The sequence below is a fragment of the Streptomyces sp. NBC_00045 genome (genome assembly GCF_045041095.1).
Taxonomy (GTDB): domain Bacteria; phylum Actinomycetota; class Actinomycetes; order Streptomycetales; family Streptomycetaceae; genus Streptomyces.
The window spans coordinates 4,096,750-4,122,092 of the sequence record NZ_CP108271.1 but is presented as its reverse complement, the minus strand read 5'-3'; the positions used below and the strand labels follow the sequence as shown (position 1 = coordinate 4,122,092).

Below are 25,343 nucleotides of genomic sequence, written 5' to 3'. Positions count from 1 at the left end.
GCGGTGCCGCCGGGCGCCACGGGCGCTCCAGGGAGGGTCGTCCGAGGGCGGCTCGTGGAGGCCGTGGGAGGGGGCGCGAACGCCGTCGGGCCCGGCCCCGCAGCCTGCGAGACCGGGCCCGACGTCCGCGTGCATCAGCCGGACAGGCGCACCGGCATGATCAGGTACTTGTACGCCTCGTCGGCCTCGGCGTCGACCGCCGGACGGCCGCTGAGCAGCGCCGGCTTGGTGGACGTGGTGAAGCTCAGCTGCGCGGCCGGCGAGTCGATCGCGCTCAGGCCGTCCAGCAGGAAGGTCGGGTTGAAGGCGATCGAGATGTCGTCGCCCTCAAGCTTGGCGTCCACACGTTCCACAGCCTGTGCATCGTCGGAGGAGCCCGCCTCCAGGATCAGCACGCCCTGCTCGAAGCTGAGGCGGACCGGGGTGTTGCGCTCGGCGACCAGGGCCACGCGCTTGACGGCCTCGACGAACGGGGCGGTCTCGATGACGGCGATGGAGTTGAACTCCGTCGGGAAGAGCGTGCGGTACTTCGGCAGGTCACCTTCGAGGAGGCGGGTGGTGGTGCGGCGGCCGGCGCCCTCGAAGCCGATGAGGCCCTCGCCGGCGCCGGAGCCCGACAGCGCCAGGGTGACGGTGTCACCGCTGGTCAGGGACTTGGCCGTGTCCAGGAGCGTCTTCGCGGGCACCAGGGCCACGGCGGAGGCGTCCGGGTTCTCCGGCTTCCACAGGAACTCGCGGACCGCGAAGCGGTAGCGGTCGGTGGAGGCCAGGGTGACGCGGTCGCCCTCGATCTCGATGCGGACGCCGGTGAGCACGGGCAGCGTGTCGTCGCGGCCGGCGGCGATGGCGACCTGGGCGGCGGCGGAGGCGAAGACCTCACCGGGCACGGTGCCGGTCGCGGTCGGCATCTGCGGCAGCGCCGGGTACTCCTCCACAGGCAGGGTGTGGAGTGTGAACCGGGAGGAGCCGCAGACCACGGTCGCCCGTACACCGTCTGTGGAAATCTCCACCGGGCGGTTGGGGAGGGCGCGGCAGATGTCGGCGAGGAGCCGGCCGGAGACGAGGACGGTGCCGTCCTCCTCGACGTCCGCCTCGACGGAGACGCGGGCCGAGACCTCGTAGTCGAAGCCGGAGAGGGACAGGGTGCCCTCCTCGGCCTTCAGCAGCAGGCCCGCGAGAACGGGCACTGGCGGCCGGGCCGGGAGGCTGCGGGCAGCCCAGGCCACCGCCTCCGCGAGTACGTCGCGCTCCACCCGGATCTTCACCGGAACCGCCTCCTGCTGTTGCTCGCTCGTCTGCCGGCCTTCGTCGTCGGCTCGATTCCCCCGGTGCCTCGATGCCCTCGATGGCTCGGAGCCTCGTTGCCGGGGACCAGTCTGACGTACGGCGCCGACAGTCGGTGCTGCCGGAGGTCAAGTCGGGAGCGAGGTGTCGGGGAGGCCTCCCCACCGAGTTGTGCACAGGACCCGCTTGAAAACCGAAACCGGCCTAACTCTCTATGGGGGTAGTAGTAGGGCCTGTGGAAACGGTGGATAAGCCCGTTCTCGCAGGTCAACCGGCGTTTTTTATCCACCGGGCCTGTGGGTGACACCGGTGGACAACACGGTGTGTCTGTGGAGAACGAAAACTTCTGCACAGGCCATCCCCAGGTGACCCCGACTACTCCACAGGTGTGTCCCCAGCTTTCCCCCAGTACTCCACAGCCCAAACGTCGACTTCCGTGTGACGGCTTTCACTCCGGGCGGTGATGGGGGGTGCAATGTTGCCGAACAGTGGACAGCGGTGTGGGTAACCCGCCGCATCCTGTGCACAGGATGCGGGAACCTGTGGGTCAGCGGTGGACAAAGGAGTGGATGAGCCTGTGGATGAAAGTTCTGTCCACAGGCTGTGGATGAAGCTTGCGCACAAATCCACAGGCAGCTGACCAGCTCTGATGGTGCCTCATGCTGGATCCCTGTGGACAGATTGTGGGTGACGGAAGCCGTCCCCACCCTGTGGACGGAAGAAAGTCGGGGAATCTGTGGATGAGTTGCTCCACAGGGGGCGTATTCGAACAGGTCAGGGGCGCGCGAACGACGAAGGGCGCCCCCGAAGTACCCCGGGAGCGCCCTCTGGATGCGTTTGAAGAAGCTCAGCAGACCGCGTCAGCGCGGCCGCAGCCGCCGGCTCAGCCGTTCTTGATGCGGTTGGTGAGCTCGGTGACCTGGTTGTAGATCGAGCGCCGCTCCGCCATCAGGGCGCGGATCTTGCGGTCCGCGTGCATGACGGTGGTGTGGTCGCGGCCGCCGAACTGCGCCCCGATCTTCGGCAGGGAGAGGTCCGTGAGCTCCCGGCACAGGTACATGGCGATCTGCCGTGCCGTGACCAGGACGCGGCTGCGCGAGGAGCCGCAGAGGTCGTCCACGGTGAGCCCGAAGTAGTCGGCGGTGGCCGCCATGATGTCCGACGCCGTGATCTCGGGTGCGGAGTCCTCGCCGCCGGGGATCAGGTTCTTGAGGACGTCCTCGGTCAGGCCCAGGTCCACCGGCTGCCGGTTCAGGCTCGCGAAGGCCGTGACCCGGATCAGCGCCCCTTCCAGCTCGCGGATGTTGCGCGAGATGCGGGAGGCGATGAACTCCAGTACCTCCGGCGGGGCGTTGAGCTGCTCCTGTACGGCCTTCTTGCGCAGGATCGCGATACGGGTCTCCAGCTCGGGCGGCTGGACGTCGGTGATCAGGCCCCACTCGAAGCGGTTGCGGAGCCGGTCCTCCAGGGTGACGAGCTGCTTGGGCGGCCGGTCGGAGGACAGCACGATCTGCTTGTTGGCGTTGTGGAGCGTGTTGAAGGTGTGGAAGAACTCCTCCTGCGTCGACTCCTTGCTCGCGAGGAACTGGATGTCGTCGACCAGCAGGATGTCCATCTCGCGGTAGCGCTTGCGGAACGCGTCGCCCTTGCCGTCGCGGATCGAGTTGATGAACTCGTTGGTGAACTCCTCGGAGCTCACGTAGCGCACGCGGGTGCCGGGGTAGAGGCTGCGCGCGTAGTGCCCGATGGCGTGCAGCAGATGCGTTTTGCCGAGGCCCGACTCCCCATAGATGAAGAGGGGGTTGTACGCCTTGGCGGGCGCCTCGGCGACGGCCACCGCGGCGGCGTGCGCGAAGCGGTTGGAGGCGCCGATGACGAAGGTGTCGAACAAGTACTTGGGGTTCAGTCGGGCGGTCGGCTCCAGCGGGCCTGAGGTCGAGCCGCCCGACGGGGCGGGCGGCGGTGCGGGCCGGCCGGGCGCCGGGCGCGGGGCCGGCTGCTCGTACTGCTGCTGCTCGTACGGATGGGACTGCTGCGGCGGGCGGGGCTCGTACTGCTGCTGTTCGTAGGAACCCTGCTCGTAGCCGTTGGGCTCGGACTGCTGGAGGTAGCCCGGCTGCGGGGAGGCGTACGGATCGCGCTCGGGGAAGCCGCCGAGGCGCGGCTGCTGCCATCCGTAGTCCTCTTGCTGGCCGCCGCGGGGCCAGGCGCCGGGCTCGGGGCGCGACTGCTGGTAGTCCGGGTAGGCGGGGCGGGCGCTCGGGAGCTGGTCGTCGGACGGGCCGCCGGGGCCGGTGTGGCCGCCGCCGCGCTGGCCGCCGTACGGCTCGTACGACTCGGGGCGCTGCTGGGGGGATGCGGGCAGGGGCGCGGGCTCGCCGGCGGAGTCGTCCACGGTGATCGCGATACGGATGGGTCGGCCGCACTCACGGCTGAGCGCATCGCTGATCAGCGGGGCGAGCCGACCCTCCAGGACGCGCTTCCCGTACTCGTTGGGTACGGCGAGCAGCGCGGTGTCGGCGACGAGGGCCAGGGGCTGGCAGCGCTCCACCCACTGCTTGTCCTTGGGCTCGATCGACTGCTGTCCCTCCCCGAGGAGCTTTTCGAGCACCCTTGGCCACACTGCGGCAAGATCGGCAGGTACGTCAGCCACAGAGCACGCTCTCTCACAGGGGTCCCACGAATGTGTGGTTCTTTGGGACGGTCGGGACAAAAAAACCGGGATCAGACAACGGTAGTCAGCCCGACGGGTACGGTTCAAGTCGTTGTCCACAGCCTGTGCACAGTGTGAGGGCAGGTAGCCTCGGTTTGACCGGATGGCGTAGCCGCGCGTACCGTAACGAGGTCGAGTTGTCGATGGCTGCTGCCGCCTGCCTACCGATGGGCGAAGATCACCTTTTGTGATCGTTTAGCGGTGCCACTCGGGCGAACACGCGAGTTTCCTCGTGGGCGCACGGTGACAGCCAGGCGATGTCCCGCCACAACGATTCATTCTCTGGAGCCCCCGAGTGAGCAAGCGCACCTTCCAGCCGAACAACCGCCGTCGTGCCAAGACCCACGGCTTCCGTCTCCGGATGCGTACCCGTGCCGGTCGCGCGATCCTCGCGAACCGTCGTGGCAAGGGCCGCGCAGCCCTTTCCGCGTAACAACGCGCAGGTCGTGACGTCGTGCTGTCTCCCGAAAATCGGCTGAGGCGGCGCGAGGACTTCGCGAGCGCGGTACGCCGAGGTCGTCGGGCTGGTCGCCCGCTCCTTGTCGTCCACCTACGTACAAGCGGTGCAACGGACCCGCACGAGCCGGGGGAGATCGATCCCTCGACGCGTGCGGGTTTCGTCGTCAGCAAGGCCGTGGGTGTCGCCGTCGTCCGTAACCGGGTGAAGCGCCGTTTGCGCCATCTTGTCCGCGAGCGCCTCTCACAGCTGCCCGCCGGTAGCCTGGTGGTGGTGCGGGCATTGCCCGGCGCGGGTGATGCCGGTGCCGACGAACTGGCCCGGGACCTGGATGCCGCTCTGACGCGGCTCCTGGGAGGCGTGGCTCGATGAAGTACCCGCTGCTCGCATTGATCAAGCTGTACCAGTGGACGATCAGTCCGCTGCTCGGGCCGGTGTGCCGTTACTACCCCTCGTGCTCGCACTACGGGTTCACGGCCATCGACCGGCATGGTGCGGTGAAGGGGACGGTTCTGACCGGCTGGCGGATCCTGCGGTGCAATCCGTGGTCCGCCGGTGGTGTCGATCATGTCCCACCCCGTAAACGCCCGCGTTGGCACGAGCAGCTGCGCAGTGCGTTGCGTAGATCTCGCAATGCTCAAGGAGCCTGATTAGTGGACACGATTGCCAGTCTGTTCAGCTTTATCACCACGCCCGTGTCGTGGGTCATCGTCCAGTTCCACAGCTTGTACGGTGCGATCTTCGGCCCGGACAGCGGCTGGGCCTGGGGCCTGTCCATCGTGTCCCTGGTGGTCTTGATCCGCATCTGCCTGATCCCGCTCTTCGTGAAGCAGATCAAGGCGACGCGTGGCATGCAGGCGCTCCAGCCGAAGATGAAGGCGATCCAGGAGCGCTACAAGAACGACAAGCAGCGCCAGTCCGAAGAGATGATGAAGCTGTACAAGGAGACGGGTACCAACCCGCTCTCCTCGTGCCTTCCGATCCTGGCGCAGTCCCCGTTCTTCTTCGCGCTGTACCACGTGCTCTCGGCCATCGCCAACGGTCAGACGATCGGCGTCATCAACCAGTCGCTGCTGGAGAGCGCGCGTCAGGCGCACATCTTCGGCGCCCCGCTGGCGGCGAAGTTCACGGACAGCGCCGAGAAGGCCGCCTCCCTGGGCGCCTCGATCACGGATGTCCGCATCGTGACCGCGGTCATGATCGTCATGATGTCGCTGTCGCAGTTCTACACCCAGCGCCAGCTGATGCAGAAGAACGTCGACCTCTCGGTCAAGACGCCGTTCATGCAGCAGCAGAAGATGCTGATGTACATCTTCCCGCTGATCTTCGCGGTCATGGGCATCAACTTCCCCGTGGGTGTTCTCGTCTACTGGCTGACCACGAACGTGTGGACCATGGGCCAGCAGATGTACGTCATCAACCAGAACCCGACGCCGGGCAGCAAGGCGCAGGACCAGTACCTGACCCGTCTGGTGAAGCACGTGACCACGCACGGCGAGGTCAAGAGTCGGGGCAAGAAGAAGATCGTCGCGGCGATCGTGGCCAAGGGCCCGGACCGCAACGACAACGAGCGCAAGTTCATCACGGCTCTCACGAAGCAGGGCATGGCTGCACAGGCGGACGGCTCCGTGATCAAGAGTGCCGAGGCCACGGCCGACGCGGACGCGGCGAGCGGTGGTGCCGCCAAGCGGCAGCAGCCCAAGCGGCAGACGAAATCGCAGCGCCAGACGCCCCCCAAGCCCTCTTCCAAGAAGTAAGAAGGAGTCCCTCCCGTGACGGAAGGCACCACCACGGCCGCCGCTGAGAGTGGCGACACCCTCACCCGCCTTGAGCAGGAGGGCGAGATCGCGGCCGACTACCTTGAGGGTCTGCTGGACATCGCCGACCTGGACGGGGACATCGATATGGACGTCGAGGCCGACCGGGCCGCGGTGTCCATCGTGAGCGACTCGGCCGGCCGCGATCTCCAGAAGCTCGTGGGCCGGGACGGTGAGGTTCTGGAGGCTCTCCAGGAGCTGACCCGCCTCGCCGTGCACCGCGAGACCGGCGACCGCAGCCGGCTGATGCTCGACATCGCAGGCTTCCGTGCGAAGAAGCGCGAGGAGCTGGCGGCGCTGGGCGCCAAGGCGGCCGCGGACGTGAAGGCGTCCGGGGAGCCGCTGAAGCTGGCGCCGATGACGCCGTTCGAGCGGAAGGTCGTCCACGACGCCGTGGCGGCTGCGGGTCTGAAGAGCGAGTCGGAGGGCGAGGAGCCGCAGCGCTTCGTCGTCGTGCTCCCGGCCTGACCGCAAGCCTGAGTGTGTTCGGCCCCGTCTGTGTCGCAGACGGGGCCGATGTTTGTCAGCCTGGCAGTGCCTGTCTGGGCGGTGCCAGTTCGTGCAGTGCGTTTTCAACGATCCATGCGGTACGGAAGGACGGTCCCCGTGACGGAGGCAGCGGAGCTTCCCCCGGCGCCTGAAGAGGCGCGCGCGGTGTTCGGCGAGTTTTTCCCGGAAGCTGTGCGGTATGCGGAGCTGCTGGCGGACGCCGGGGTCAAGCGCGGCCTGATCGGCCCGCGTGAGGTGCCTCGGCTGTGGGAGCGGCACCTGCTGAACTGTGCGGTGCTGTCGGAAGTGGTGCCCGAGGGCGTCACCGTGTGCGACGTCGGCTCTGGTGCCGGCCTGCCCGGCATTCCGCTGGCTCTGGTGCGGCGCGATCTGAAGATCACGCTGCTGGAGCCGCTGTTGCGGCGGACGACCTTCTTGCAGGAGGTCGTGGAGCTGCTGGGCCTGGACCACGTCACGGTGGTGCGGGGCCGGGCCGAGGAGGTTCTCGGCAAGGTGCAGCCGGTGCACGTGGTGACGGCGAGGGCCGTGGCTCCGCTGGACCGGCTGGCGGGCTGGGGCGTACCCCTGCTGCGTCCGTACGGGGAGATGCTCGCCCTGAAGGGCGACACCGCGGAAGAGGAGCTGGTGGCGGCGAAGGTCGCGCTGGCGAAGCTGGGTGTGGTGAAGACCTCGGTACTGCACGTGGGCGAAGGTGTGGTCGATCCCATGTCCACGGTCGTCCGAGTGGAGGTCGGAGAAAGCCCCGGTGGAGTGAGGTTCGCGGCCAAGCGGGCTAAGGCCGCTCGCACCAGCCGGACCCGTCGTCGTCGCTGATTCAAGGTCCGTTGCGCCCTATAGGTATGGATTTCGGAGTGTCGTAGCGGCCTGAAGACTCCGCGCGGGCATCGTGTTTCACGTGAAACGTCGCTCTCTGCTGCACGGAATCATCAGCCGCGGCCGTGCGGCTGCGGCCCCCCGTCACCGCAAGGACGAAGGGGGGACGGAGTTGTCCACAACGGTGGATTCATCCACAGGAGTACGGGCCCCGCTGGTTCGCGACCCGGGTGACATGGCAGGCTCTGTTCATCGCGAGCCTGATGTCGAGGAGAGTGACACCGTGCGGTCCGACGCCAACCTCGCGGGGCCGATGGCCGACCCGGTCCCCGGTCCCCGCTCTGAAACGGCGGGCGACGATGTTTCACGTGAAACATCGTCGCCCCTCGTAGACAACGACACGCCCATCGGCCGTGCCGCCCAGCTGGCCGTAGAGGCTCTGGGGCGCAGCGGCGAGCGGCTACCCCGCCCGGAGCAGACGCGGGTCATCGTGGTCGCCAACCAGAAGGGCGGCGTGGGCAAGACCACGACGACCGTAAACCTGGCGGCCTCTCTGGCCCTGCACGGTGCGCGGGTGCTGGTGGTCGACCTCGACCCTCAGGGCAACGCGTCCACGGCGCTCGGCATCGATCACCACGCAGATGTGCCCTCGATCTACGACGTGCTCGTGGACAGCCGGCCGCTGCTGGAGGTCGTCCAGCCGGTGGTGGACGTCGAGGGGCTCTTCTGTGCTCCGGCCACGATCGACCTCGCGGGTGCGGAGATCGAGCTGGTCTCGCTGGTGGCCCGGGAGAGCCGGCTCCAGCGGGCCATCCAGGCGTACGAGCAGCCGCTGGACTACATCCTGATCGACTGCCCGCCCTCGCTGGGGTTGCTCACGGTGAACGCACTGGTGGCCGGCGCCGAAGTGCTGATCCCGATCCAGTGCGAGTACTACGCGCTGGAGGGCCTGGGCCAGCTGCTGCGCAACGTCGACCTGGTGCGGGCCCACCTGAATCCGACGCTCCACGTGTCGACGATCCTGCTGACCATGTACGACGGCAGGACCCGGCTGGCTTCACAGGTGGCGGAGGAGGTGCGCACCCACTTCGGCAAGGAGGTGCTGCGCACGAGCATCCCGCGGTCCGTGCGCATTTCCGAGGCGCCGAGCTACGGCCAGACGGTGCTCACGTACGATCCGGGTTCCAGCGGCTCCCTTTCCTACCTGGAAGCGGCGCGTGAGATCGCGCTGCGGGGGGCCGGAATTTCGTACGACGCCCAGAACGCCCACTTGGGCGCAGGCATGAACAGCACCCAGAGTGTGGTGGAGGGGATCCAGTGAGTGAGCGACGTAGGGGTCTGGGGCGGGGGCTCGGCGCGCTGATCCCCGCCGCTCCTCAGGAGAAGACGCCGCCGGTGATCGGCGCCGGTTCGACGTCTCCGTCGGCCGTGCCGCTGCTGCCTTCGGAGCGCGGTGTTGCGGCGGCGAAGCTGGCTTCGCTTGCGCAGGCAGACGCTGTTTCACGTGAAACATCGGCTGCGGTCGTGGTCGTGGAACAGCCCGAGGTCGGGGAGCCCGAGGCCAATGTGGTCGCCGGGGCGACGTTCGCGGAGCTCCCGATGGACGCGATCACGCCGAACCCGCGGCAGCCCCGTGATGTGTTCGACGAGGACGCGCTGGCGGAGCTGGTGACCTCCATCCAGGAGGTGGGTCTGCTTCAGCCGGTGGTGGTCCGACAGTCTGCTCCGGGCCGCTACGAGCTCATCATGGGTGAGCGCCGGTGGCGGGCGTGCCGGGAGGCCGGGCTGGAGCTCATTCCGGCGATCATCCGGGCGACGGATGACGAGAAGCTGCTGCTGGACGCGCTGCTGGAGAACCTGCACCGGGCGCAGCTGAACCCCCTGGAGGAGGCGGCCGCGTACGACCAGCTGCTCCAGGACTTCAACTGCACGCACGACCAGCTGGCGGACCGGATCGGGCGTTCCCGTCCGCAGGTGTCGAACACGCTGCGTTTGCTGAAGCTGTCACCGCCGGTACAGCGCCGGGTGGCCGCGGGAGTGCTCTCGGCCGGGCATGCGCGGGCACTGCTGTCGGTGGAAGAGTCCGAAGTCCAGGACCGGCTGGCGCACCGGATCGTGGCCGAGGGCCTGTCGGTGCGCGCGATCGAGGAGATCGTGTCGCTGATGGGCTCGGAGCCTTCGGGAGCCGTGAAGCCGAAGGGTCCGCGGGCCGGCGCCCGGGTGGCTCCGGCGCTCAGCGAGCTGGCGACGCGGCTGTCGGACCGGTTCGAGACGCGCGTGAAGGTGGATCTGGGCCAGAAGAAGGGCAAGATCACCGTCGAGTTCGCCTCGATGGAGGATCTGGAGCGGATCCTGGGGACGCTGGCTCCGGGCGAGGGCCGGGTGCTGGAGCAGGGATTGCCCGGGGAGTGAGTCTCCGGCCGCCGAGGGGCGGGTCGTGCCGGTGCGAACCGGTGCGGTCCGCCCCTTTGCCTTGTTGCGGTTTCGCCCGTTTCGGGCTGTGGATACGATGCGCTCATGGGGCGTCGGTTGGTACCACTCACGTTGGACAACCTCCAGGACCTGCCTCGGCGTTGCCGGTCCTGTGTGTTCTGGGAGTTGGATCCGGTCAGCGGTGAGGCCGCCGTGAAGGCGGGGACTCCGGCGCAGGAGAAGGAGGCGTGGATCTCCGCCGTCCTGCTGGAGTGGGGCTCGTGCGGCCGTGTGGTCTACGTGGATGAAGTCCCGGTGGGATTCGTGCTCTACGCGCCCGCGGCGTACGTTCCGCGGGCCACGGCTTTCCCGACGAGTCCGGTGTCTCCGGACGCAGTGCAGCTGATCACGGCGTGGATCATGCCGGGCTATCAGGGGCAGGGCCTGGGACGGGTGATGGTCCAGACGGTGGCCAAGGATCTACTGCGGCGTGGCTTCCGCGCGATCGAGGCGTTCGGGGATGCGCGATGGGAGGGGCCGGCGTGTCTGCTGCCGGCCGAGCACCTGCTGGCCGTGGGCTTCAAGACGGTACGGCCGCATCCGGTGCATCCGCGGCTGAGGCTGGAGCTGCGCTCGACGCTCTCATGGAAGGAAGACGTGGAGCTCGCGCTGGACCGGCTACTCGGTGCGGCGCGGAAGGAGCCGGCGCTACGCCCGCTGTGATGTGCGAAACGGGGCCACCCCCTTCAGGGGGCGACCCCGTTTCACGTGAAACGCTCCCGGCGGCAGCCGGGTGGAGCTTCTAGCCGTCAGACAGCCGGCTTGATGGTCACGAAGGCGTCGAGGTCACGCAGGATGGCGGCCTTCGGCTTGGCACCCACGATGGTCTTGACGACCTCGCCGCCCTGGTAGACGTTCAGGGTCGGGATGGACATGACGCCGTACTTGGCGGCCGTGCCCGGGTTCTGGTCGATGTTGAGCTTGACGATCTCGATCTCGTCGCCGTACTCGGCCGCGATGGCCTCCAGGGACGGAGCGATCTGGCGGCACGGGCCGCACCATTCGGCCCAGAAGTCCACCAGGACGGGCTTGTCGCTCTTCAGGACCTCGTCGTCGAAGTCGGCATCGGTCACGTTCTTGAGGGTGCCGGCCACAGCGGCCTCCTAATTCTTCCTGCGGGGTGTGGGGTGTGGGGGGTATGCGTGGGGGTCAGACCGTCGCGTGGGCCTTCTCGGCGTCCGCGAGGGCGGAGAGGAAGCGCTCGGCGTCCAGGGCCGCGGAGCAGCCGGTGCCCGCGGCGGTGATGGCCTGACGGTACGTGTGGTCCACGACGTCGCCGGCGCCGAACACGCCGGTGAGGTTGGTGCGCGTCGAGGGGGCGTCGACCTTGAGGTAGCCCTCATCGTCGAGCTCCAGCTGGTCCTTGAACAGCTCGGTGCGCGGGTCGTGGCCGACGGCGATGAACAGGCCCGTCACGGGGAGCGCGGAGGTCTCACCGGTCTTGGTGTTGCGCAGAGTGAGGCCGGAGAGCTTCTGCTCGCCGTGGATCTCGGCGACCTCGCTGTCCCAGGAGAACTTGATCTTCGGGTCGGCGAAGGCGCGGTCCTGCATGGCCTTGGAGGCGCGCAGGGCGTCGCGGCGGTGCACGATGGTGACGGACTTGGCGAACCGCGAGAGGAAGGTGGCCTCCTCGATCGCGGTGTCGCCGCCGCCGACGACGGCGATGTCCTGGTCCTTGAAGAAGAACCCGTCGCACGTGGCGCACCAGGAGACGCCGCGACCCGAGAGGGCGTCCTCGTTGGGCAGTCCGAGCTTGCGGTGCTGCGAGCCGGTGGTGACGATCACGGCCTTGGCGCGGTGCACGGTGCCGGCGGTGTCGGTGACGGTCTTGATGTCACCGGTGAGGTCCACGGTCACGATGTCGTCGGGAACGAGCTCGGCGCCGAAGCGCTCGGCCTGGCCGCGCATGTTGTCCATGAGGTCCGGACCCATGATGCCGTCCTGGAAGCCGGGGAAGTTCTCGACTTCGGTGGTGTTCATCAGCGCGCCACCTGCGGTCACGGCGCCTTCGAAGACCAGCGGCTTGAGCGAAGCGCGTGCGGTGTACAGGGCGGCGGTGTAGCCGGCCGGCCCGGAACCGATGATGATCACGTTTCGTACGTCGCTCACGGGTATGTTCCTCGTCTCTGTGGACTGCGCGCTGCTTGTCGGGGGCCGGTGCGGACTCTCACCCCACCCAACGGATCCTACGGCGCATGCATTCCCGTCCCGGTTCCGTGCCGACCCGAAGGTGTCAGCTCCGCGGGTAGGTCCGGGTCAGCAGTGGTTGCCCGGAGCCCGTCGACGCAGGAGTGTCCGCGCAGCCCGCCCCGACCAGGTAGGCGTCCACCCGAGCGGAGTCGCCCGGATGCGGCAGGACGAGCAGGTAGACCTCCGTGCCCTGATAGTTGCCGCGTTCGGCAGCGAGCGGGGTGTCGGGACGGCCGGTGGCCTCCTGGACGCACGACGGGACCGGAGGGGTTTGCGTGTTCCCGTCCCCTGGCACCCGCAGGGGGGAAGGCGTGTTCTCCAGCCCGTACGTGTTGTTCTGCTGTTCCTCCTGGGGTGCGGTCTTGGCCCCCTGTCCGGGGCCGAGGAGCCGGCGGACGTTGTCCTGGAGGCCCTGTGCGGTGTACGCGCCCTCGGAGGGGGCCACGGATGCCGCGCTCGTCCCGGATTTACGCGCGGCAGTGTCCGGCGAGCCCGTCCCGAGCAGGTTGCCCGCGAGGAAGACGGCGAGGGCGCAGGCTGCCGCTCCCGCCAGGCCCGCGATGACGGTGATCCGACGACGGGCACGCCGGCGCCCGGGGCCGGATGCGCCGGCCGGGTGACCGGCGGGTCGCCGGGGACCCTGGCCCGCCGGTGCGGCAGGCGATGTTTCACGTGAAACATCGCGCTGGGCGGCGGGCCCGGAGGTCGGGACGGCTTCGGCCCGGGGCGCGGTGGAGTCGAGGAGGGCCTCTGCGGCGAGGGCCGCGTCGATGCGCCCGGCGATGTCGGCAGGCATCCTGGGCGGTCCTGGCAGGGTGCCCAGGAGCGACCGGATCTCCTCCAGGGAGGCGTGGACGTCGGCACACAGCGGGCAGTCGGCCAGATGGCGGCGTACCTCGGCGGCCCGGACCGGGGAGAGGAGCCCTTCGGTCAGGTCGGAGATCTCCGAGACGTCAGGGTGCCGGATCGTGCCGGTTGTGGGAGTCACGTTCGTCCACCTCCGCCCTTCACCGTGTCTGCGTCTGGGGCTGGCTGACTGGGGTCTGCCGCTGGTGGGACGGCTGTCCCCGGCGTCCGGTTCCTTCCCCGCTCAGCGGCGGTGTTATCCCCGGCATTCGTGCGCAGATGAGTGAGCATCGGGAGGAGTTTCGCCCGGCCGCGCGCACACCGGCTCTTCACCGTGCCGGTGGGGACGTCGAGGATACGGGCGGCCTCGGCGACGGGGTAGGCCTGCATGTCGACGAGGACGAGGGCGGCCCGCTGGTCGGCCGGGAGCGTGCCGAGGGCGGCCAGGAGTTGCCGGTGGAGGTCTTGGCGCTCGGCAGGGGCCTCTGCGGACTCGTGCGGCTCCAGGAGCCGCTCCAGGCGCTCCGTGTCGTCGAGGGGCGAGGTCCTGCGGGAGGCGGCCTTACGGGCCCGGTCTAGGCATGCGTTGACGGTGATGCGGTGGAGCCAGGTGGTGACGGCCGATTCCCCGCGGAAGGTGTGGGCGGCCCGGTAGGCGGAGACGAGGGCGTCCTGCACCGCGTCGGCGGCTTCCTCGCGGTCGCCGAGGGTCCGCAGGGCCACGGCCCACAGTCGGTCGCGGTGGCGCCGCACGAGTTCCCCGAAAGCGTCGGGATCCCCGGCGACGTGCAGCGCCAGCAGTTCCTGGTCGCTGCGGTCGTCTCCCGTTGCTGAGTGCATCACACCTCGCTTCTTCCCGGGATGGAGAGTAGAGCCTGTGCGGGCCCCGCACGAGGGGCCGGTTCATACGTCAGGAGCCATGGTGGGTCGGGGATGGTTCCCCGGCCCACCATGGCTCCTGCGCGGTGCTGGTGGCTCAGCCAGCCTGGCCCAGCACCTTGATCTCGTTGATGCCGCCGCGGTAGCTGTCACCCGAGCCCTCGGACGGCAGCGAGGTGATGTGCACCAGCACGTAGCGGGTACGGATCGGGGTTTCGAGCGTGGCCTGGAGCTTCTTCTGGGCCGTCTCCAGCTTGGTGATCGTCTGGTTGAAGTCGGAGAAGGCGTTCGCCGGGGAGCCTTCCGGGCCCGCCGCGCGCACCTGGATCTTCTGCCCCGGCGCGTACAGGTCGATGTCGACTCCCGACACGTTCTGCACGCTGCCGAGGTCGACGATGATGCCGCTGCCGTCCAAGCGCCCCGTCAGGTTGCCGAAGTTGGGGAAGCCGTCGTACCGCGGGGTGATCCACGCCGTGTCGGGATTGCCGTCGACGGCCTTTCCGCTGTCCTTGGCGTTCACGCCCTCCTCGCCGCCGTAGGCGATGACGGAGGCGTGCTTGATGTCGAGCGGCTTGCCCGGCTCCTTGTTCTTCGGTGCGTCCTCGGCGGGCGCCTTGGGCTGCGAGTTGCCCGAGCCCGCGTTGTTGCGTCCCAGGAGGGTGTCGGCGAGCTGCCAGCTGCCCAGGCCGAGGGCGGCGATCAGCAGGGCGGCGACACCCCACTTCAGGACCCGGCCGGTACGGCTCTGCAGCGGGGGCGGCGGGGGCGGGACGGAACGCACCGGCGCCGTGGGGGTGCCCGGCGTCATGGGCCGGCCGTAGCTGCCCTGCTGGTAGGTGGTGTGCTGGTACTCCGGCGGCGCGGTGAAAGCGGGCTCCGGCGGCCGGATGCGGGGCATCGCGGCGACGGCCTTCGCCAGTTCCTCGGGAGTGGTGCAGGCGGGCTCCTGACGGGACGCGGTGGCTCCGTCGTTGGCGAGGGCGCGCATGGCGAGCTCCCCCAGCCCCCGGTGCACCCCGGCCCGTACCTGGTCGGGAGCGAGCAGGCCGACGCCCTTGGGCAGGCCGGTGAGGCCGTACGCGTCGCTCTCGTAGGGCCAGCGCTGGGTCAGGGCGGCGTACAGCAGTGCGCCGATGGCCTCGGTGTCCGCGCGCTGCGGGGTGTCGCTGGTGATGCCGCGCAGGGCGGCGTTCACGGCGAGCCCGCGGATGCGGTACTGGCCCGTCGACGTGCGCAGTATGGCGCTGGGCGTCAGGCGCAGGTGCGCCAGGCCCTCCCGGTGGGCGGCGGCCATGGCCTGGGAGACCTGGGTGACGAGCTGGTAGGCCTCGTGGGGCTCCAGGGGGCCCGAGGCGAGGAGTGCGGTCAGCTCGGTGGCGTCGGGCAGCCATTCGTGGACGACGTAGACGAGGTCGTTCTCCTCCACCGCGTCGAGGACGTGGACGAACCGGGGGTCGCCGAGCAGCGCGGAGGAGCGGGCGGCGGCCAGCACGGCGCGGGCCCGAGGGTGGTCGGCGGGCAGCAGATGGACGCCCACGGCACGGCGCAACTTCTCGTCCATGGCGCGCCAGCTGCTGAATCCGTCCAGACGGGTGACGCACTCTTCGAGCCGGTAGCGCCGGGCCAGCTTGTGGCCGCTGTGGAGTTCGGGCGCGGCCGCAGAAGCCGCTTTTCTGCGTTCGCCGTCCTTTTCGGGCATGGATCCGTCCGCGGCTCGTCCGTTCTGGGTGTCCACCCCGTCGGCCGTGGCCTTCGCCGCATCTGCGGCCGGCGGCTTGTTGCCGCCGTTGTCGGCCACGTCGACGGCAGCCGTGCTACGTTCCGCCACCGTCGTTCCTGCCTCCCCATCCGTTACGCGCTGTCGGCCAGTCTGCGAAGCCATGCCAATTGTGCCCACAGTCCGGCGCTATGCACGACACGCGAAGGGGTCCGACGGTTGTGCGCATCAGCGCCCCATGCGTCCGCGGACCATTCCGACCATGGCGTTGAGCTCTTCGATGCGCATCCGCTTGGCTGCCACGAGGAAGACGGCGGCCAGCGCAGCAGCGCCGGCGGCCAACGCGGCGAGCGAGCCGGTGACTCCGCTGCCGAGCCACTGGGTGACAGCGTAAGCGGCTGCGCCGCCCACGGCGGCGGCGGGGACGCAGGCGCCGGTGAGGCGGGCGTAGGTGCGCATCACGTGGGCGCCGTCGAGGTCGCCGCCCAGCCGGTTGCGCAGGCGCCGCCAGGCGACCCCGACGCCGACGGCGTAGCCGAGGCCGTAGGCGGCGGCCATGCCGACGACCGCCCAGCGCGCGGGGAGCACGAAGAACGCGGCGGTGGAGACGGCCGCGTTGACGGTGGCGACGATGACGGTGTTGTAGAAGGGCGTCCGGGTGTCCTCGTAGGCGTAGAACCCGCGCAGGACGACGTACTGGACGGAGTACGGGATCAGCCCGAGGCCGAACGCCATCAGGACGTAGCCGATGTTCTGGGCGCCGGATCCGGAACCGGCGTACAGCAGCGTGGCCATGGGGACGCCGAGGGCGAGGAACGCGAAGGCGCACGGCACGATCGCGACGGCCGAGGTGCGCAGCCCGTAGGAGATGTCGTCGCGGACGGCGGCCGCGTCCCCGTCGTGGGCGGAGCGGGAGATGCGGGGCAGTACGGCCGTCATGACGGAGACGGTGATGATGGCCTGCGGCATCTGCCACAGCAGCAGCGCGTAGTTGTAGGCGGTGATGCCGGTGCCGGAGTGGCCCTGCTTCTCGGCGACGGATCCGGCCCAGGTGGCGAGCTGGGTGACGACGACGAGACCGATCTGGTTGGCGAGGACGAAGAAGAACGTCCACTTGGCCAGGCCGGCCGCCTTGCCGAGGCCGTGCCCCTTCCAGTCGAAGCGCAGGCGCGGCTTGAAGCCGGCGTCGCGCAGGTAGGGCAGCATCGCGAGGGCCTGGACGGTGAGGCCCAGGAGGGTGCCGAGGCCCAGCAGGCGGACACCGTCGGCGGTCACGGTGGTCGCGCTGACACCGGAGGTGGTGAAGCCGCCGAAGGCCCAGATGAAGGCACCGAAGGTGGTGATGACGACGATGTTGTTGAGGACGGGGGTCCACATCATCGCGCCGAACCGGCCGCGTGCGTTGAGGATCTGACCGAGGACCACGTGCACGCCCATGAAGAACATGGTCGGGAGGCAGTAGCGGGCAAAGGCGACCGCCACCTCCATCTGCTGCGGGTCGGACGCGAGCTTCGGCGACATCATCGTGATGAACACGGGCGCGGCGAGGACACAGATCGTGGTGATGGCGGCCAACAGCACGACGACGAGCGTCAGGAGGCGGTTGGCGTAGGCCTCGCCTCCGTCGTCGTCCTGCTTCATGGCCCGCACGAGCTGCGGGATGAAGACGGCGTTGAGCGCACCGCCGCCGACCAGCACGTAGATCATCGTCGGCAGGGTGTTGGCGATCTGGTACGTGTCGTTGAACGTGCCGACGCCGATGGCGCCGGCGATGACGAGGGTCCGCATGAAGCCGGTGATGCGGGAGACGATCGTGCCGGCGGCCATGAGGGCGCTGGACTTCAGCAGGCTGGAGGCGCGGCCGGCGGGCTTGCTCGGCGCCGGGGCGGCGACGGGGGCGTCCTCCGCGGGGGTGCGGGGAGCTCCCTGCTGGTCCCGGTAGAGGTGCGCGAAGGCGTCCGGCTCGGGCTGTGCGTCCGCGGCCTTGGTGACCAGGGAGTCCACTCCGACGAACTGGGTGGTCGTCGCGTGGTCGCCGTACGGCAGGTGCCGGGAGGGACCGTCCGGCTCGGGCGGCGGGGTCTGGGCCCAGACGTGCGGGTCGGGGGCGTGCACAGGGGCCTGCGGGGCCGCGTAGAGCGGGCCGGGCTCCTGGTAGGTGCCGGGCGGCGGCGGCGGGTGCGAAGCTCGGTCGTAGAGGACCTCGGCGACGGGGTCCTGGGCCGACAGGTCCTGCGACCGGTAGGGGTCGTAGTCGTAGGCGTCCTGGACATACGGGTCGCGGTCCGGCGCGGGCGCAGGCACGGAGACCTGCCCGGGCACCGGAGTGCCCGGGGCAGTGCCCTGGGAGGGCGCGGGCCCACCAGTGCCCTGCGCGCGGTCACCGTCGTACGGCGCGTTCATCGAAACCCCACCTCATCGTCCCCAGGCCGACCGGCCACGGCATCGCTCAACGGTCCACTGTCTCACCCGTGCCGGACGGGCCGGTGCTTTGCGGTCCGGTGTCCGGGGTCTCGTCACTCGGCTGCGTGCTCTCCTCGCCGGCCGCCCGGGCTGCGACGCGCTTGCGGCTGGCGTACATCTTGATGCCTGCCAGGACGAGGAGCAGGACGCCGCCGGCGATGACGAGCATGACGGTCGGAGTGATCTCGGTGGCCTCGACGGTGAACTTGCGGGCCTTGCCGTAGGGAACGCCGTCGGTGGTGAAGAGCTGTGCCGTGACCTCGACGGGCCCGCTCGCGGTGGCGTTGGCGGTGAACTTGACCGTCTGGCTGTGTCCGCCGGCGACGGTCACTTCTTGCTCGGCCTGGCCGCTGTCGCCGAACATCAGGCGGGTCGGGTTGGCGGACTTCACCCGCAGGACGAGGTTGTGGACGTCCTGGACGAGGCTGTTCTGGACGCTGACCGGGATGGTCGCGCTGTGTCCGGACAAGGTGGCGTCGGACTTGGGGACGACCTTGACCTTCTCGGTCAGGCCGATGAGGTACTCCTGCACCTGGTCCCGGTAGAGCCTGCCCTCTTCGGGGCGGCCGCGCCAGGAGGTGGACATCTCGCGGTTGGTGGTGTTCCCAAAGGGGATCTCCACGCGGTCGGGGGCGCTGAGGATCACCTTGAAGTGGTCGAGGGTGTTCTGGGTGGTGCGGATCTTCTCGAAGGCGGAGACCGGGAGCTCCGTCTTGCGCAGCGCCTCGGGGTACTGGCCCGCGCCGGGGACCTGGGTGTTGACGCCCGGGTCGGGCTTGGCGGTGGCCGCGGTGTCGAGGTCGGCCGGCTGGGTCCAGCGGCCCGCCTGGAGCCCGCGTATGGCGGCCGCCATCGACTGCACCTGGCTGGTGGAGGGCATCCGCTGCGGGGTGACGACGAAGCTGCGCTGGTTGTCGGTCTTCTGCAGGTTCAGGGCGAGGCTCTGGGCGAGGAAGCGCTGCACGGCCAGGGTGGCGTTCCCGGCGTTCAGCATGTCGCCCTCGAAGGCGGTGGAGAGGTCGGCGTCGGCGACGACGGCGGTGGTGCCCGCACCGATGGGACGGGCCGCCGAGGGCGTGTAGCCGAGGGCGCCGGTCTCCTGGAGGCTGTCGCTGCGCGTGAGGACGTTGTGGGCGCCCGCCGAGGTCGCCACATTGACGATCGACGGGTCGATGGCGCCGTCCACAGGCCAGGAGAAGTCGGTGGACGGGGTGACGTGCAGGACGGTCTCCACGGCCTGCTTCGCCTTGTCGGTGGCCGGCCGCAGCTGGCCCAGGGTCCCCGAGACGTCCTTGCCCTGGTGGGCGAGGGAGGCGATGTCGGGGTCGGCGAACGGCAGCGCGACGATCTTCTTGCCTTGGACCGCGGTCTCCAGGGAGCTCAGCCACTGTTCGGCGACGGCCTTGTTCTTGCCCTGGACGATCCGGCCGTCCGGGGTGCGGTACCGGTAGCCCTTGGTCATCGCGTCGACCGTGTACAGCAGGTCGGGGTCGATGACCCAGGTGACGGGCAGGTCCTTGCCGAGGGCGACCATCTGCTGGAGGCGCCCGCCGGACTTGAGCTCCTCGGCGAGGGAGTCGTCGAGGAAGACGGGGGTCTGCAGCTCGTCCGAGCCGGTCTCGGCGGTCAGGCGCGTGGTGGAGATCAGGGGCCACAGGTAGGTGATCTGGGAGCGCTTGGCGGCGGCCTCCGGCTGCCAGGGCAGGAAGGTCCGCTTGATGCCGAGGACCTGCTCGTACTGGCGGCTCTCGGTCTCGCCGGACAGCGAGACGCCGAGCTGGTAGACGCCGTCCTTGTCCAGCTCCAGCTTGTTCACCGGGACCGTGAGGGTGAAGTCCTGCTTCACCTTCGACGGCAGCGAGGGGATCTTCACGGCGAAGGCCTGGTCGATCTCACCGGGATCCGTGCCCGCCCGGAAGCCGGCGCGTTCCGCCGCCTCGTCGATCGAGGCCCGGTCGCTGAGGGCGGGCCCCACCCGCAGACCCACGTGCGCGCCGGTGATCGTCTCGCGGCCGTTGTTGACCACGCTGCCGGAGATCGTGAGGGTGTCGCCCTTGACCGGGGCCGTGGGCGCCATCTCGTCCAGCTGTACGTCGACGGTTCCCCCGTCGGCGGCCTGGGCGGCCTGGGGAGCAGGCGAGTAGACCAGAGCGGCGAGCACGGGGGTCCCTGCCAGCAGGACGATGGCGCGCCGCAGCCAGCGGCGCCGGGCAGGAGCGGGCGGTGCCCCCTGGATGTCTGCCGCCTCGGCCACGCGCTAGCCCGTCCCTCGAAGTGTCAGTGGTCGTCGTTCGTGCGTCCACAGATGGTAACGAGACCCGCCGTGCGCGAGTGCCGCGCCTTGCTCCACATGATCGGCTCCGCTTCCGGGCCGCCGGGCGCCGGGGTGCCGTAAACGAGGAAGCCCCAGCCGGGCCGGGCACGTACCCTTTTCTGTTGTGCCGAACGCCAACGAAGACAATCCCAGTGCCCTGAGTCAGGTGCAGCACCACGCGGTCAGCGAACTGCTGCGGGTCGCCCCTGTCGCCGACGAGCTCGGCCGCCGGTTCCAGGAGGCCGGCTTCCGCCTTGCCCTGGTCGGCGGGTCCGTACGCGATGCGCTGCTCGGGCGTCTCGGCAACGACCTCGACTTCACCACCGATGCCCGCCCCGAGGACGTTCTGAAGATCGTCCGGCCGTGGGCGGACTCGGTGTGGGACGTCGGCATCGCCTTCGGCACCGTCGGAGCCCAGAAGGGCGCCCGCGTCGGAGGCGCTGATCGAAACTTCCAGATCGAGGTCACCACCTACCGCTCGGAGTCGTACGACCGCACCTCGCGCAAGCCGGAGGTCTCCTACGGCGACTCGATCGACGAGGACCTGGTCCGCCGCGACTTCACCGTGAACGCGATGGCGGTCGCGCTTCCGGAGAAGGAGTTCGTGGATCCCCACGGCGGCCTGGAGGACCTCCAGGCGGGCGTGCTGCGCACTCCCGGCACCCCGGAGGACTCCTTCTCCGACGACCCGCTGCGGATGCTGCGTGCGGCGCGCTTCGCCGCCCAGCTCGACTTCGAGGTCGCACCCGAGGTCGTGGCGGCGATGAAGGCGATGTCGGAGCGGATCGAGATCGTCTCGGCGGAGCGGGTGCAGGGCGAGCTGAACAAGCTGCTGCTGTCCACGCACCCCCGCAAGGGCCTGGGCCTCCTCGTGGACACCGGGCTCGCCGACCACGTCCTGCCCGAGCTGCCCGCCCTGCGGTTGGAGAGCGACGAGCACCACCGGCACAAGGACGTCTACGACCACTCGTTGATCGTGCTGGAGCAGGCCATCGCGCTGGAGCAGGACGGTCCGGACCTGGCGCTGCGGCTGGCGGCTCTGCTCCACGACATCGGCAAGCCGCGCACCCGTCGCTTCGAGAGCGACGGCCGGGTCTCCTTCCACCACCACGAGGTGGTGGGCGCGAAGATGACCAAGAAGCGCATGACCGCGTTGAAGTACTCCAACGACATGGTCAAGGACGTGTCCCGGCTGGTGGAGCTGCACCTGCGCTTCCACGGCTACGGGGACGGCGAGTGGACCGACTCCGCGGTACGGCGCTACGTCCGCGACGCCGGCCCGCTCCTGGACCGCCTGCACAAGCTGACCCGGTCCGACTGCACCACGCGCAACAAGCGCAAGGCCAATGCCCTCTCCCGCACCTATGACGGTCTGGAGGAGCGCATCGCGCAGCTTCAGGAGCAGGAGGAGCTCGACTCCATCCGTCCCGACCTGGACGGCAACGAGATCATGCAGGTCCTGGGCACCGGCCCCGGCCCGGTGATCGGCAAGGCCTATGCCTTCCTGCTGGAGCTGCGGCTGGAGAACGGCCCGATGGAACGCGCCGCCGCCGTCGCTGCGCTCAAGGAGTGGTGGGCCGCGCAGGCCTGAGGCATGGCGGACCGGAGCGATGTTTCACGTGAAACATCGCTCCGGCCGACGCTTCACACGGGCGCGCCCTGCCGCTTCAGGCAGGCCGCGTTCACCGCGTAGAGGGCGGCCACGCTCACGATCAGTAGGACGGACTGGCCGTCCGGCGGGAGCATGAGGGCGGCCACCGCGGCCGCGCTCACGAACGCGATGTTGAACAGCACGTCGTAGACGGAGAACACACGGCCGCGGAAGTCGTCGTCCACATGGGACTGGATGGCCGTGTCGGTGGAGATCTTGGCGGCTTGGGTGGCGAGGCCGAGCACGAAGGCCGCGACCAGCATCGGTCCGGGTTCGAAGAACAGGCCGAGCGGGGGCACCAGGATCGCGGCCCCGGCGGAGCAGGCCGTGATCCAGCCACGGGTGCCCAGACGGCCCACCAGCCATGGGGTGACGACGGCAGCGGCGAAGAATCCGGCCCCGGAGACGCCGACCGCGATGCCCAGCAGGGCGAGACCGGCGGATTCGCCGTCCGACCAGGAGTAGCGGCAGAGCATGAGGAGCGTCACGAACAGGGCGCCGTAGCAGAAGCGCATCACGGTCATGGCAGTGAGCGTCTGGGCCGCCTCGCGCCGGGAGGCCAGGTGCCGCAGCCCTTCCACCATGCCCCGGAAGGTCAGCACGACCCCCTCGGCGACCGAAGGGTGCATCCGTCCGGCCGGGTGGTCCGGACCGAGCAGGCCCACGGCCAGACGTAGCGAGACCAGGCCCGCACACAGGTAGAGCCCGGCACCCAGCAGCACCACCAGGGCGTTGGAGTCCGAGGCCAGCAGCTGCATGAGGAAGGCGAGTCCCCCGCCGGCGACCGCCGCGAGCGTCCCGGCCGTGGGCGAGAGCGAATTGGCGGTGACCAGCTGGCCGGGGCCGACGACGTGGGGCAGGGAGGCGGCGAGCCCGGCCAGCACGAAGCGGTTGACCGCGGTCACCGACAGGGCCGAGGCGTAGAAGAGCCAGTCGGGGACGTGCGCGACGATCAGTACGCCGGTGACGCAGGCCAGGAAGGCGCGCAGCAGGTTGCCGTAGAGGAAGACCTGGCGCCGCCGCCAGCGGTCGAGCAGCACCCCGGCGAAGGGGCCGATCAACGAGTAGGGCAGCAGCAGCACCGCCATGGCCGAGGCGATGGCCGCGGGCGAGGTCTGCTTCTCGGGGGAGAACACCACGTAGGTGGCGAGTGCCACCTGGTACACGCCGTCGGCGGCCTGGGAGAGCAGCCGTACGGCGAGCAGGTTGCGGAAATCCCTCAGGCGCAGGAGTACGCGCAGATCACGTACGACAGGCATGAGGGCAAGGGTCACATACGCGGAGGGTCCCCGGGCACATTGCCCGGGGACCCTCCGCGGAAGAACAGTCGAAGACCAGGTGTCCGAAGACCCGTGGGGTCCGACCTAGCGCTCGACCTCGCCCTTGATGAACTTCTCGACGTTGACCAGGGCCTCGTCGTCGAAGTACTGCACCGGCGGGGACTTCATGAAGTAGCTGGAGGCCGAGAGGATCGGGCCGCCGATGCCGCGGTCCTTGGCGATCTTCGCGGCGCGCAGGGCGTCGATGATGACGCCGGCGGAGTTCGGGGAGTCCCAGACCTCAAGCTTGTACTCAAGGTTCAGCGGGACGTCGCCGAAGGCGCGGCCTTCGAGGCGGACGTAGGCCCACTTGCGGTCGTCGAGCCACGCGACGTAGTCGGACGGGCCGATGTGGACGTTCTTCTCGCCGAGCTCGCGGTCGGGGATCTGCGAGGTGACGGCCTGCGTCTTGGAGATCTTCTTCGACTCCAGGCGGTCGCGCTCCAGCATGTTCTTGAAGTCCATGTTGCCGCCGACGTTGAGCTGCATGGTGCGCTCAAGACGGACACCGCGGTCCTCGAACAGCTTCGCCATCACGCGGTGCGTGATGGTGGCGCCGACCTGCGACTTGATGTCGTCGCCGACGATCGGGACACCGGCCTCGGTGAACTTGTCGGCCCATTCCTTGGTGCCGGCGATGAAGACCGGGAGGGCGTTGACGAAGGCGACCTTGGCGTCGATGGCGCACTGGGCGTAGAACTTCGCCGCAGCCTCGGAACCGACGGGCAGGTAGCAGATCAGAACGTCGACCTCGCGGTCCTTGAGGACCTGGACCACGTCGACCGGGGCCTCGGGGGACTCCTCGATCGTCAGGCGGTAGTACTTGCCCAGGCCGTCCAGGGTGTGGCCGCGCTGCACGGTCACGCCCTTGTTGGGGACGTCACAGATCTTGATCGTGTTGTTCTCGCTGGCGCCGATGGCGTCCGAAAGGTCGAGGCCGACCTTCTTCGCGTCGACGTCGAACGCGGCGACGAACTCGATGTCACGCACGTGGTAGTCGCCGAACTGGACGTGCATCAGACCGGGGACCTTGGCCGCCGGGTCGGCGTCCTTGTAGTACTCGACGCCCTGCACCAGCGAGGCGGCGCAGTTGCCCACGCCGACGATGGCTACGCGAACCGAACCCATTCCGGTTGCTCCCTGTTTGTTCTCGGACGAGGTCTGCGAGGTGCAGACCTCATTTTGCTGTTTCGTCGGGCGGACCGGGTCGTCTCTGATCCCGTCCCGCCCGCTCACTCTCGATGAGCTCGTTCAGCCAGCGCACTTCGCGCTCGACGGACTCCATTCCGTGCCGCTGCAGCTCAAGCGTGTAGTCGTCGAGGCGTTCCCGTGTGCGGGCGAGGGAGGCGCGCATCTTCTCCAGACGCTCCTCCAGCCTGCTGCGGCGGCCCTCAAGGACCCGCATGCGCACTTCCCGCTCGGTCTGGCCGAAGAAGGCGAAGCGCGCGGCGAAGGACTCGTCCTCCCAGGCGTCCGGGCCCGTGTGGGACAGGAGCTCTTCGAAGTGCTCCTTCCCCGCTGCCGTCAACCGGTAGACGATCTTGGCGCGGCGCCCTGCGAGTGAAGTGGCGAGAGCGTCTTCCGGGGCGTTGCCCGGTTCTTCGATCAACCAGCCGTTGGCGACCAACGTCTTGAGGCAGGGATAGAGCGTGCCGTAGCTGAACGCCCGGAACACCCCCAGTGAGGTGTTGAGCCGCTTGCGGAGCTCGTACCCGTGCATGGGGGATTCGCGAAGCAGGCCGAGGACGGCGAATTCGAGGATGCCTGAGCGCCTGCTCATCCGCCTGCCTCTCCTTCGCCCCTGAGTTTTATACCGAGCTGATGTATCGACTCGATACATCCAGACGATAGAACGGGCCGTCTTCGGCGACAAGGGGTGAGGTAGTGACCGGCGTCAC

At 69.2% G+C, this 25,343-nt stretch carries 21 protein-coding genes and 2 pseudogenes; 10 read left to right on the top strand and 13 right to left on the bottom strand.

Annotated features, from left to right (window positions below; genetic code table 11):
• Positions 1–134: 134 nt before the first annotated feature.
• The 3 genes and pseudogenes from dnaN to dnaA (OHA65_RS19255) all read right to left on the bottom strand — a co-directional run.
• Complete coding sequence (dnaN, locus tag OHA65_RS19265; RefSeq protein WP_030153167.1) at positions 135–1,265, bottom strand: DNA polymerase III subunit beta; 1,131 nt, start codon at positions 1,263–1,265, stop codon at positions 135–137.
• A gap of 902 nt (positions 1,266–2,167) precedes the next feature.
• Positions 2,168–3,289 (bottom strand): annotated as a pseudogene (dnaA, locus tag OHA65_RS19260) (chromosomal replication initiator protein DnaA); the annotation flags it as partial.
• A 108-nt stretch (positions 3,290–3,397) separates the two neighbouring features.
• Positions 3,398–3,937: pseudogene (dnaA, locus tag OHA65_RS19255) on the bottom strand (chromosomal replication initiator protein DnaA); the annotation flags it as partial.
• A gap of 355 nt (positions 3,938–4,292) precedes the next feature.
• Here dnaA (OHA65_RS19255) and rpmH point away from each other — a divergent pair.
• The 9 genes from rpmH (at position 4,293) to OHA65_RS19210 (ending at position 10,729) form a co-directional block, all read left to right on the top strand.
• The gene (gene rpmH / locus OHA65_RS19250; protein ID WP_008741645.1) at positions 4,293–4,430 is read left to right on the top strand and encodes a 50S ribosomal protein L34; all 138 of its coding nucleotides are present in this window, start codon (positions 4,293–4,295) and stop codon (positions 4,428–4,430) included.
• A 21-nt stretch (positions 4,431–4,451) separates the two neighbouring features.
• Positions 4,452–4,826: a ribonuclease P protein component gene (rnpA, locus tag OHA65_RS19245; protein WP_229337897.1), complete on the top strand. Its 375-nt coding sequence runs from the start codon at positions 4,452–4,454 to the stop codon at positions 4,824–4,826.
• Positions 4,823–5,104, top strand: a complete 282-nt coding sequence (yidD, locus tag OHA65_RS19240; protein ID WP_078613072.1) for a membrane protein insertion efficiency factor YidD — start codon at positions 4,823–4,825, stop codon at positions 5,102–5,104. The genes rnpA and yidD overlap by 4 nt, the downstream gene beginning before the upstream one ends.
• A gap of 3 nt (positions 5,105–5,107) precedes the next feature.
• Positions 5,108–6,211: a membrane protein insertase YidC gene (yidC, locus tag OHA65_RS19235; RefSeq protein ID WP_327284323.1), complete on the top strand. Its 1,104-nt coding sequence runs from the start codon at positions 5,108–5,110 to the stop codon at positions 6,209–6,211.
• A 15-nt stretch (positions 6,212–6,226) separates the two neighbouring features.
• The gene (locus tag OHA65_RS19230) at positions 6,227–6,739 is read left to right on the top strand and encodes a R3H domain-containing nucleic acid-binding protein (RefSeq protein WP_327284321.1); all 513 of its coding nucleotides are present in this window, start codon (positions 6,227–6,229) and stop codon (positions 6,737–6,739) included.
• Between the two features lie 138 nt (positions 6,740–6,877).
• Positions 6,878–7,594 carry a 16S rRNA (guanine(527)-N(7))-methyltransferase RsmG gene (gene rsmG / locus OHA65_RS19225; protein WP_327284320.1) on the top strand — a complete coding sequence of 239 codons (717 nt, stop codon included), beginning with the start codon at positions 6,878–6,880 and terminating at the stop codon, positions 7,592–7,594.
• Positions 7,595–7,829: 235 nt separating this feature from the next.
• Entirely contained in the window at positions 7,830–8,915 is a 1,086-nt protein-coding gene (locus OHA65_RS19220) for a ParA family protein (protein WP_327284319.1), read from the top strand.
• Positions 8,912–10,006: a ParB/RepB/Spo0J family partition protein gene (locus tag OHA65_RS19215; protein WP_327284318.1), complete on the top strand. Its 1,095-nt coding sequence runs from the start codon at positions 8,912–8,914 to the stop codon at positions 10,004–10,006. Before OHA65_RS19220 ends, OHA65_RS19215 begins: the two co-directional genes overlap by 4 nt.
• Before the next feature lie 105 nt (positions 10,007–10,111).
• Positions 10,112–10,729 carry a GNAT family N-acetyltransferase gene (locus tag OHA65_RS19210; protein WP_327284317.1) on the top strand — a complete coding sequence of 206 codons (618 nt, stop codon included), beginning with the start codon at positions 10,112–10,114 and terminating at the stop codon, positions 10,727–10,729.
• 86 nt (positions 10,730–10,815) lie between these two features.
• Here the strand turns inward: OHA65_RS19210 and trxA are convergent, their stop codons facing one another.
• From trxA to OHA65_RS19175, 7 genes are all read right to left on the bottom strand, one after another.
• Positions 10,816–11,160, bottom strand: coding sequence for a thioredoxin (trxA, locus tag OHA65_RS19205; RefSeq protein WP_327284316.1), 345 nt, complete (start codon positions 11,158–11,160; stop codon positions 10,816–10,818).
• A 55-nt stretch (positions 11,161–11,215) separates the two neighbouring features.
• On the bottom strand, positions 11,216–12,175 hold the full coding sequence (trxB, locus tag OHA65_RS19200) for a thioredoxin-disulfide reductase (RefSeq protein WP_327284315.1): 960 nt from the start codon (positions 12,173–12,175) through the stop codon (positions 11,216–11,218).
• Positions 12,176–12,299: 124 nt separating this feature from the next.
• Positions 12,300–13,244 carry a zf-HC2 domain-containing protein gene (locus tag OHA65_RS19195; protein ID WP_327284314.1) on the bottom strand — a complete coding sequence of 315 codons (945 nt, stop codon included), beginning with the start codon at positions 13,242–13,244 and terminating at the stop codon, positions 12,300–12,302.
• Entirely contained in the window at positions 13,241–13,942 is a 702-nt protein-coding gene (gene sigM, locus OHA65_RS19190; protein WP_327284313.1) for an RNA polymerase sigma factor SigM, read from the bottom strand. Before sigM ends, OHA65_RS19195 begins: the two co-directional genes overlap by 4 nt.
• A 136-nt stretch (positions 13,943–14,078) precedes the next feature.
• Positions 14,079–15,809 carry a protein kinase family protein gene (locus OHA65_RS19185; RefSeq protein ID WP_327284312.1) on the bottom strand — a complete coding sequence of 577 codons (1,731 nt, stop codon included), beginning with the start codon at positions 15,807–15,809 and terminating at the stop codon, positions 14,079–14,081.
• A 117-nt stretch (positions 15,810–15,926) separates the two neighbouring features.
• Positions 15,927–18,101 (bottom strand): murein biosynthesis integral membrane protein MurJ, encoded by a 2,175-nt coding sequence (murJ, locus tag OHA65_RS19180; protein ID WP_371644150.1) that lies wholly within the window; start codon positions 18,099–18,101, stop codon positions 15,927–15,929.
• A 46-nt stretch (positions 18,102–18,147) separates the two neighbouring features.
• Positions 18,148–20,415 carry a DUF6049 family protein gene (locus tag OHA65_RS19175; RefSeq protein ID WP_328763215.1) on the bottom strand — a complete coding sequence of 756 codons (2,268 nt, stop codon included), beginning with the start codon at positions 20,413–20,415 and terminating at the stop codon, positions 18,148–18,150.
• 184 nt (positions 20,416–20,599) lie between these two features.
• Here OHA65_RS19175 and OHA65_RS19170 point away from each other — a divergent pair, with 184 nt between their 5' ends.
• Positions 20,600–22,066: a CCA tRNA nucleotidyltransferase gene (locus OHA65_RS19170; RefSeq protein WP_327284309.1), complete on the top strand. Its 1,467-nt coding sequence runs from the start codon at positions 20,600–20,602 to the stop codon at positions 22,064–22,066.
• Positions 22,067–22,119: 53 nt separating this feature from the next.
• Here the strand turns inward: OHA65_RS19170 and OHA65_RS19165 are convergent, their stop codons facing one another.
• From OHA65_RS19165 to OHA65_RS19155, 3 genes are all read right to left on the bottom strand, one after another.
• The gene (locus tag OHA65_RS19165; RefSeq protein ID WP_327284308.1) at positions 22,120–23,385 is read right to left on the bottom strand and encodes an MFS transporter; all 1,266 of its coding nucleotides are present in this window, start codon (positions 23,383–23,385) and stop codon (positions 22,120–22,122) included.
• A gap of 105 nt (positions 23,386–23,490) precedes the next feature.
• Positions 23,491–24,573 (bottom strand): inositol-3-phosphate synthase, encoded by a 1,083-nt coding sequence (locus OHA65_RS19160; RefSeq protein WP_327284307.1) that lies wholly within the window; start codon positions 24,571–24,573, stop codon positions 23,491–23,493.
• Between the two features lie 49 nt (positions 24,574–24,622).
• Positions 24,623–25,225 carry a PadR family transcriptional regulator gene (locus tag OHA65_RS19155; RefSeq protein WP_030292615.1) on the bottom strand — a complete coding sequence of 201 codons (603 nt, stop codon included), beginning with the start codon at positions 25,223–25,225 and terminating at the stop codon, positions 24,623–24,625.
• Positions 25,226–25,343 lie beyond the last annotated feature (118 nt).

Coding starts and splice junctions, on each gene's coding strand:
- yidD (WP_078613072.1), top strand. CDS start 4,823: ATGAAGTACCCGCTGCTCGCATTGATCAAGCTGTACCAGTGGACGATC.
- OHA65_RS19155 (WP_030292615.1), bottom strand. CDS start 25,225: ATGAGCAGGCGCTCAGGCATCCTCGAATTCGCCGTCCTCGGCCTGCTT.
- OHA65_RS19160 (WP_327284307.1), bottom strand. CDS start 24,573: ATGGGTTCGGTTCGCGTAGCCATCGTCGGCGTGGGCAACTGCGCCGCC.
- OHA65_RS19220 (WP_327284319.1), top strand. CDS start 7,830: ATGGCAGGCTCTGTTCATCGCGAGCCTGATGTCGAGGAGAGTGACACC.
- murJ (WP_371644150.1), bottom strand. CDS start 18,101: ATGAACGCGCCGTACGACGGTGACCGCGCGCAGGGCACTGGTGGGCCC.
- OHA65_RS19210 (WP_327284317.1), top strand. CDS start 10,112: ATGGGGCGTCGGTTGGTACCACTCACGTTGGACAACCTCCAGGACCTG.
- sigM (WP_327284313.1), bottom strand. CDS start 13,942: ATGCACTCAGCAACGGGAGACGACCGCAGCGACCAGGAACTGCTGGCG.
- OHA65_RS19165 (WP_327284308.1), bottom strand. CDS start 23,385: ATGCCTGTCGTACGTGATCTGCGCGTACTCCTGCGCCTGAGGGATTTC.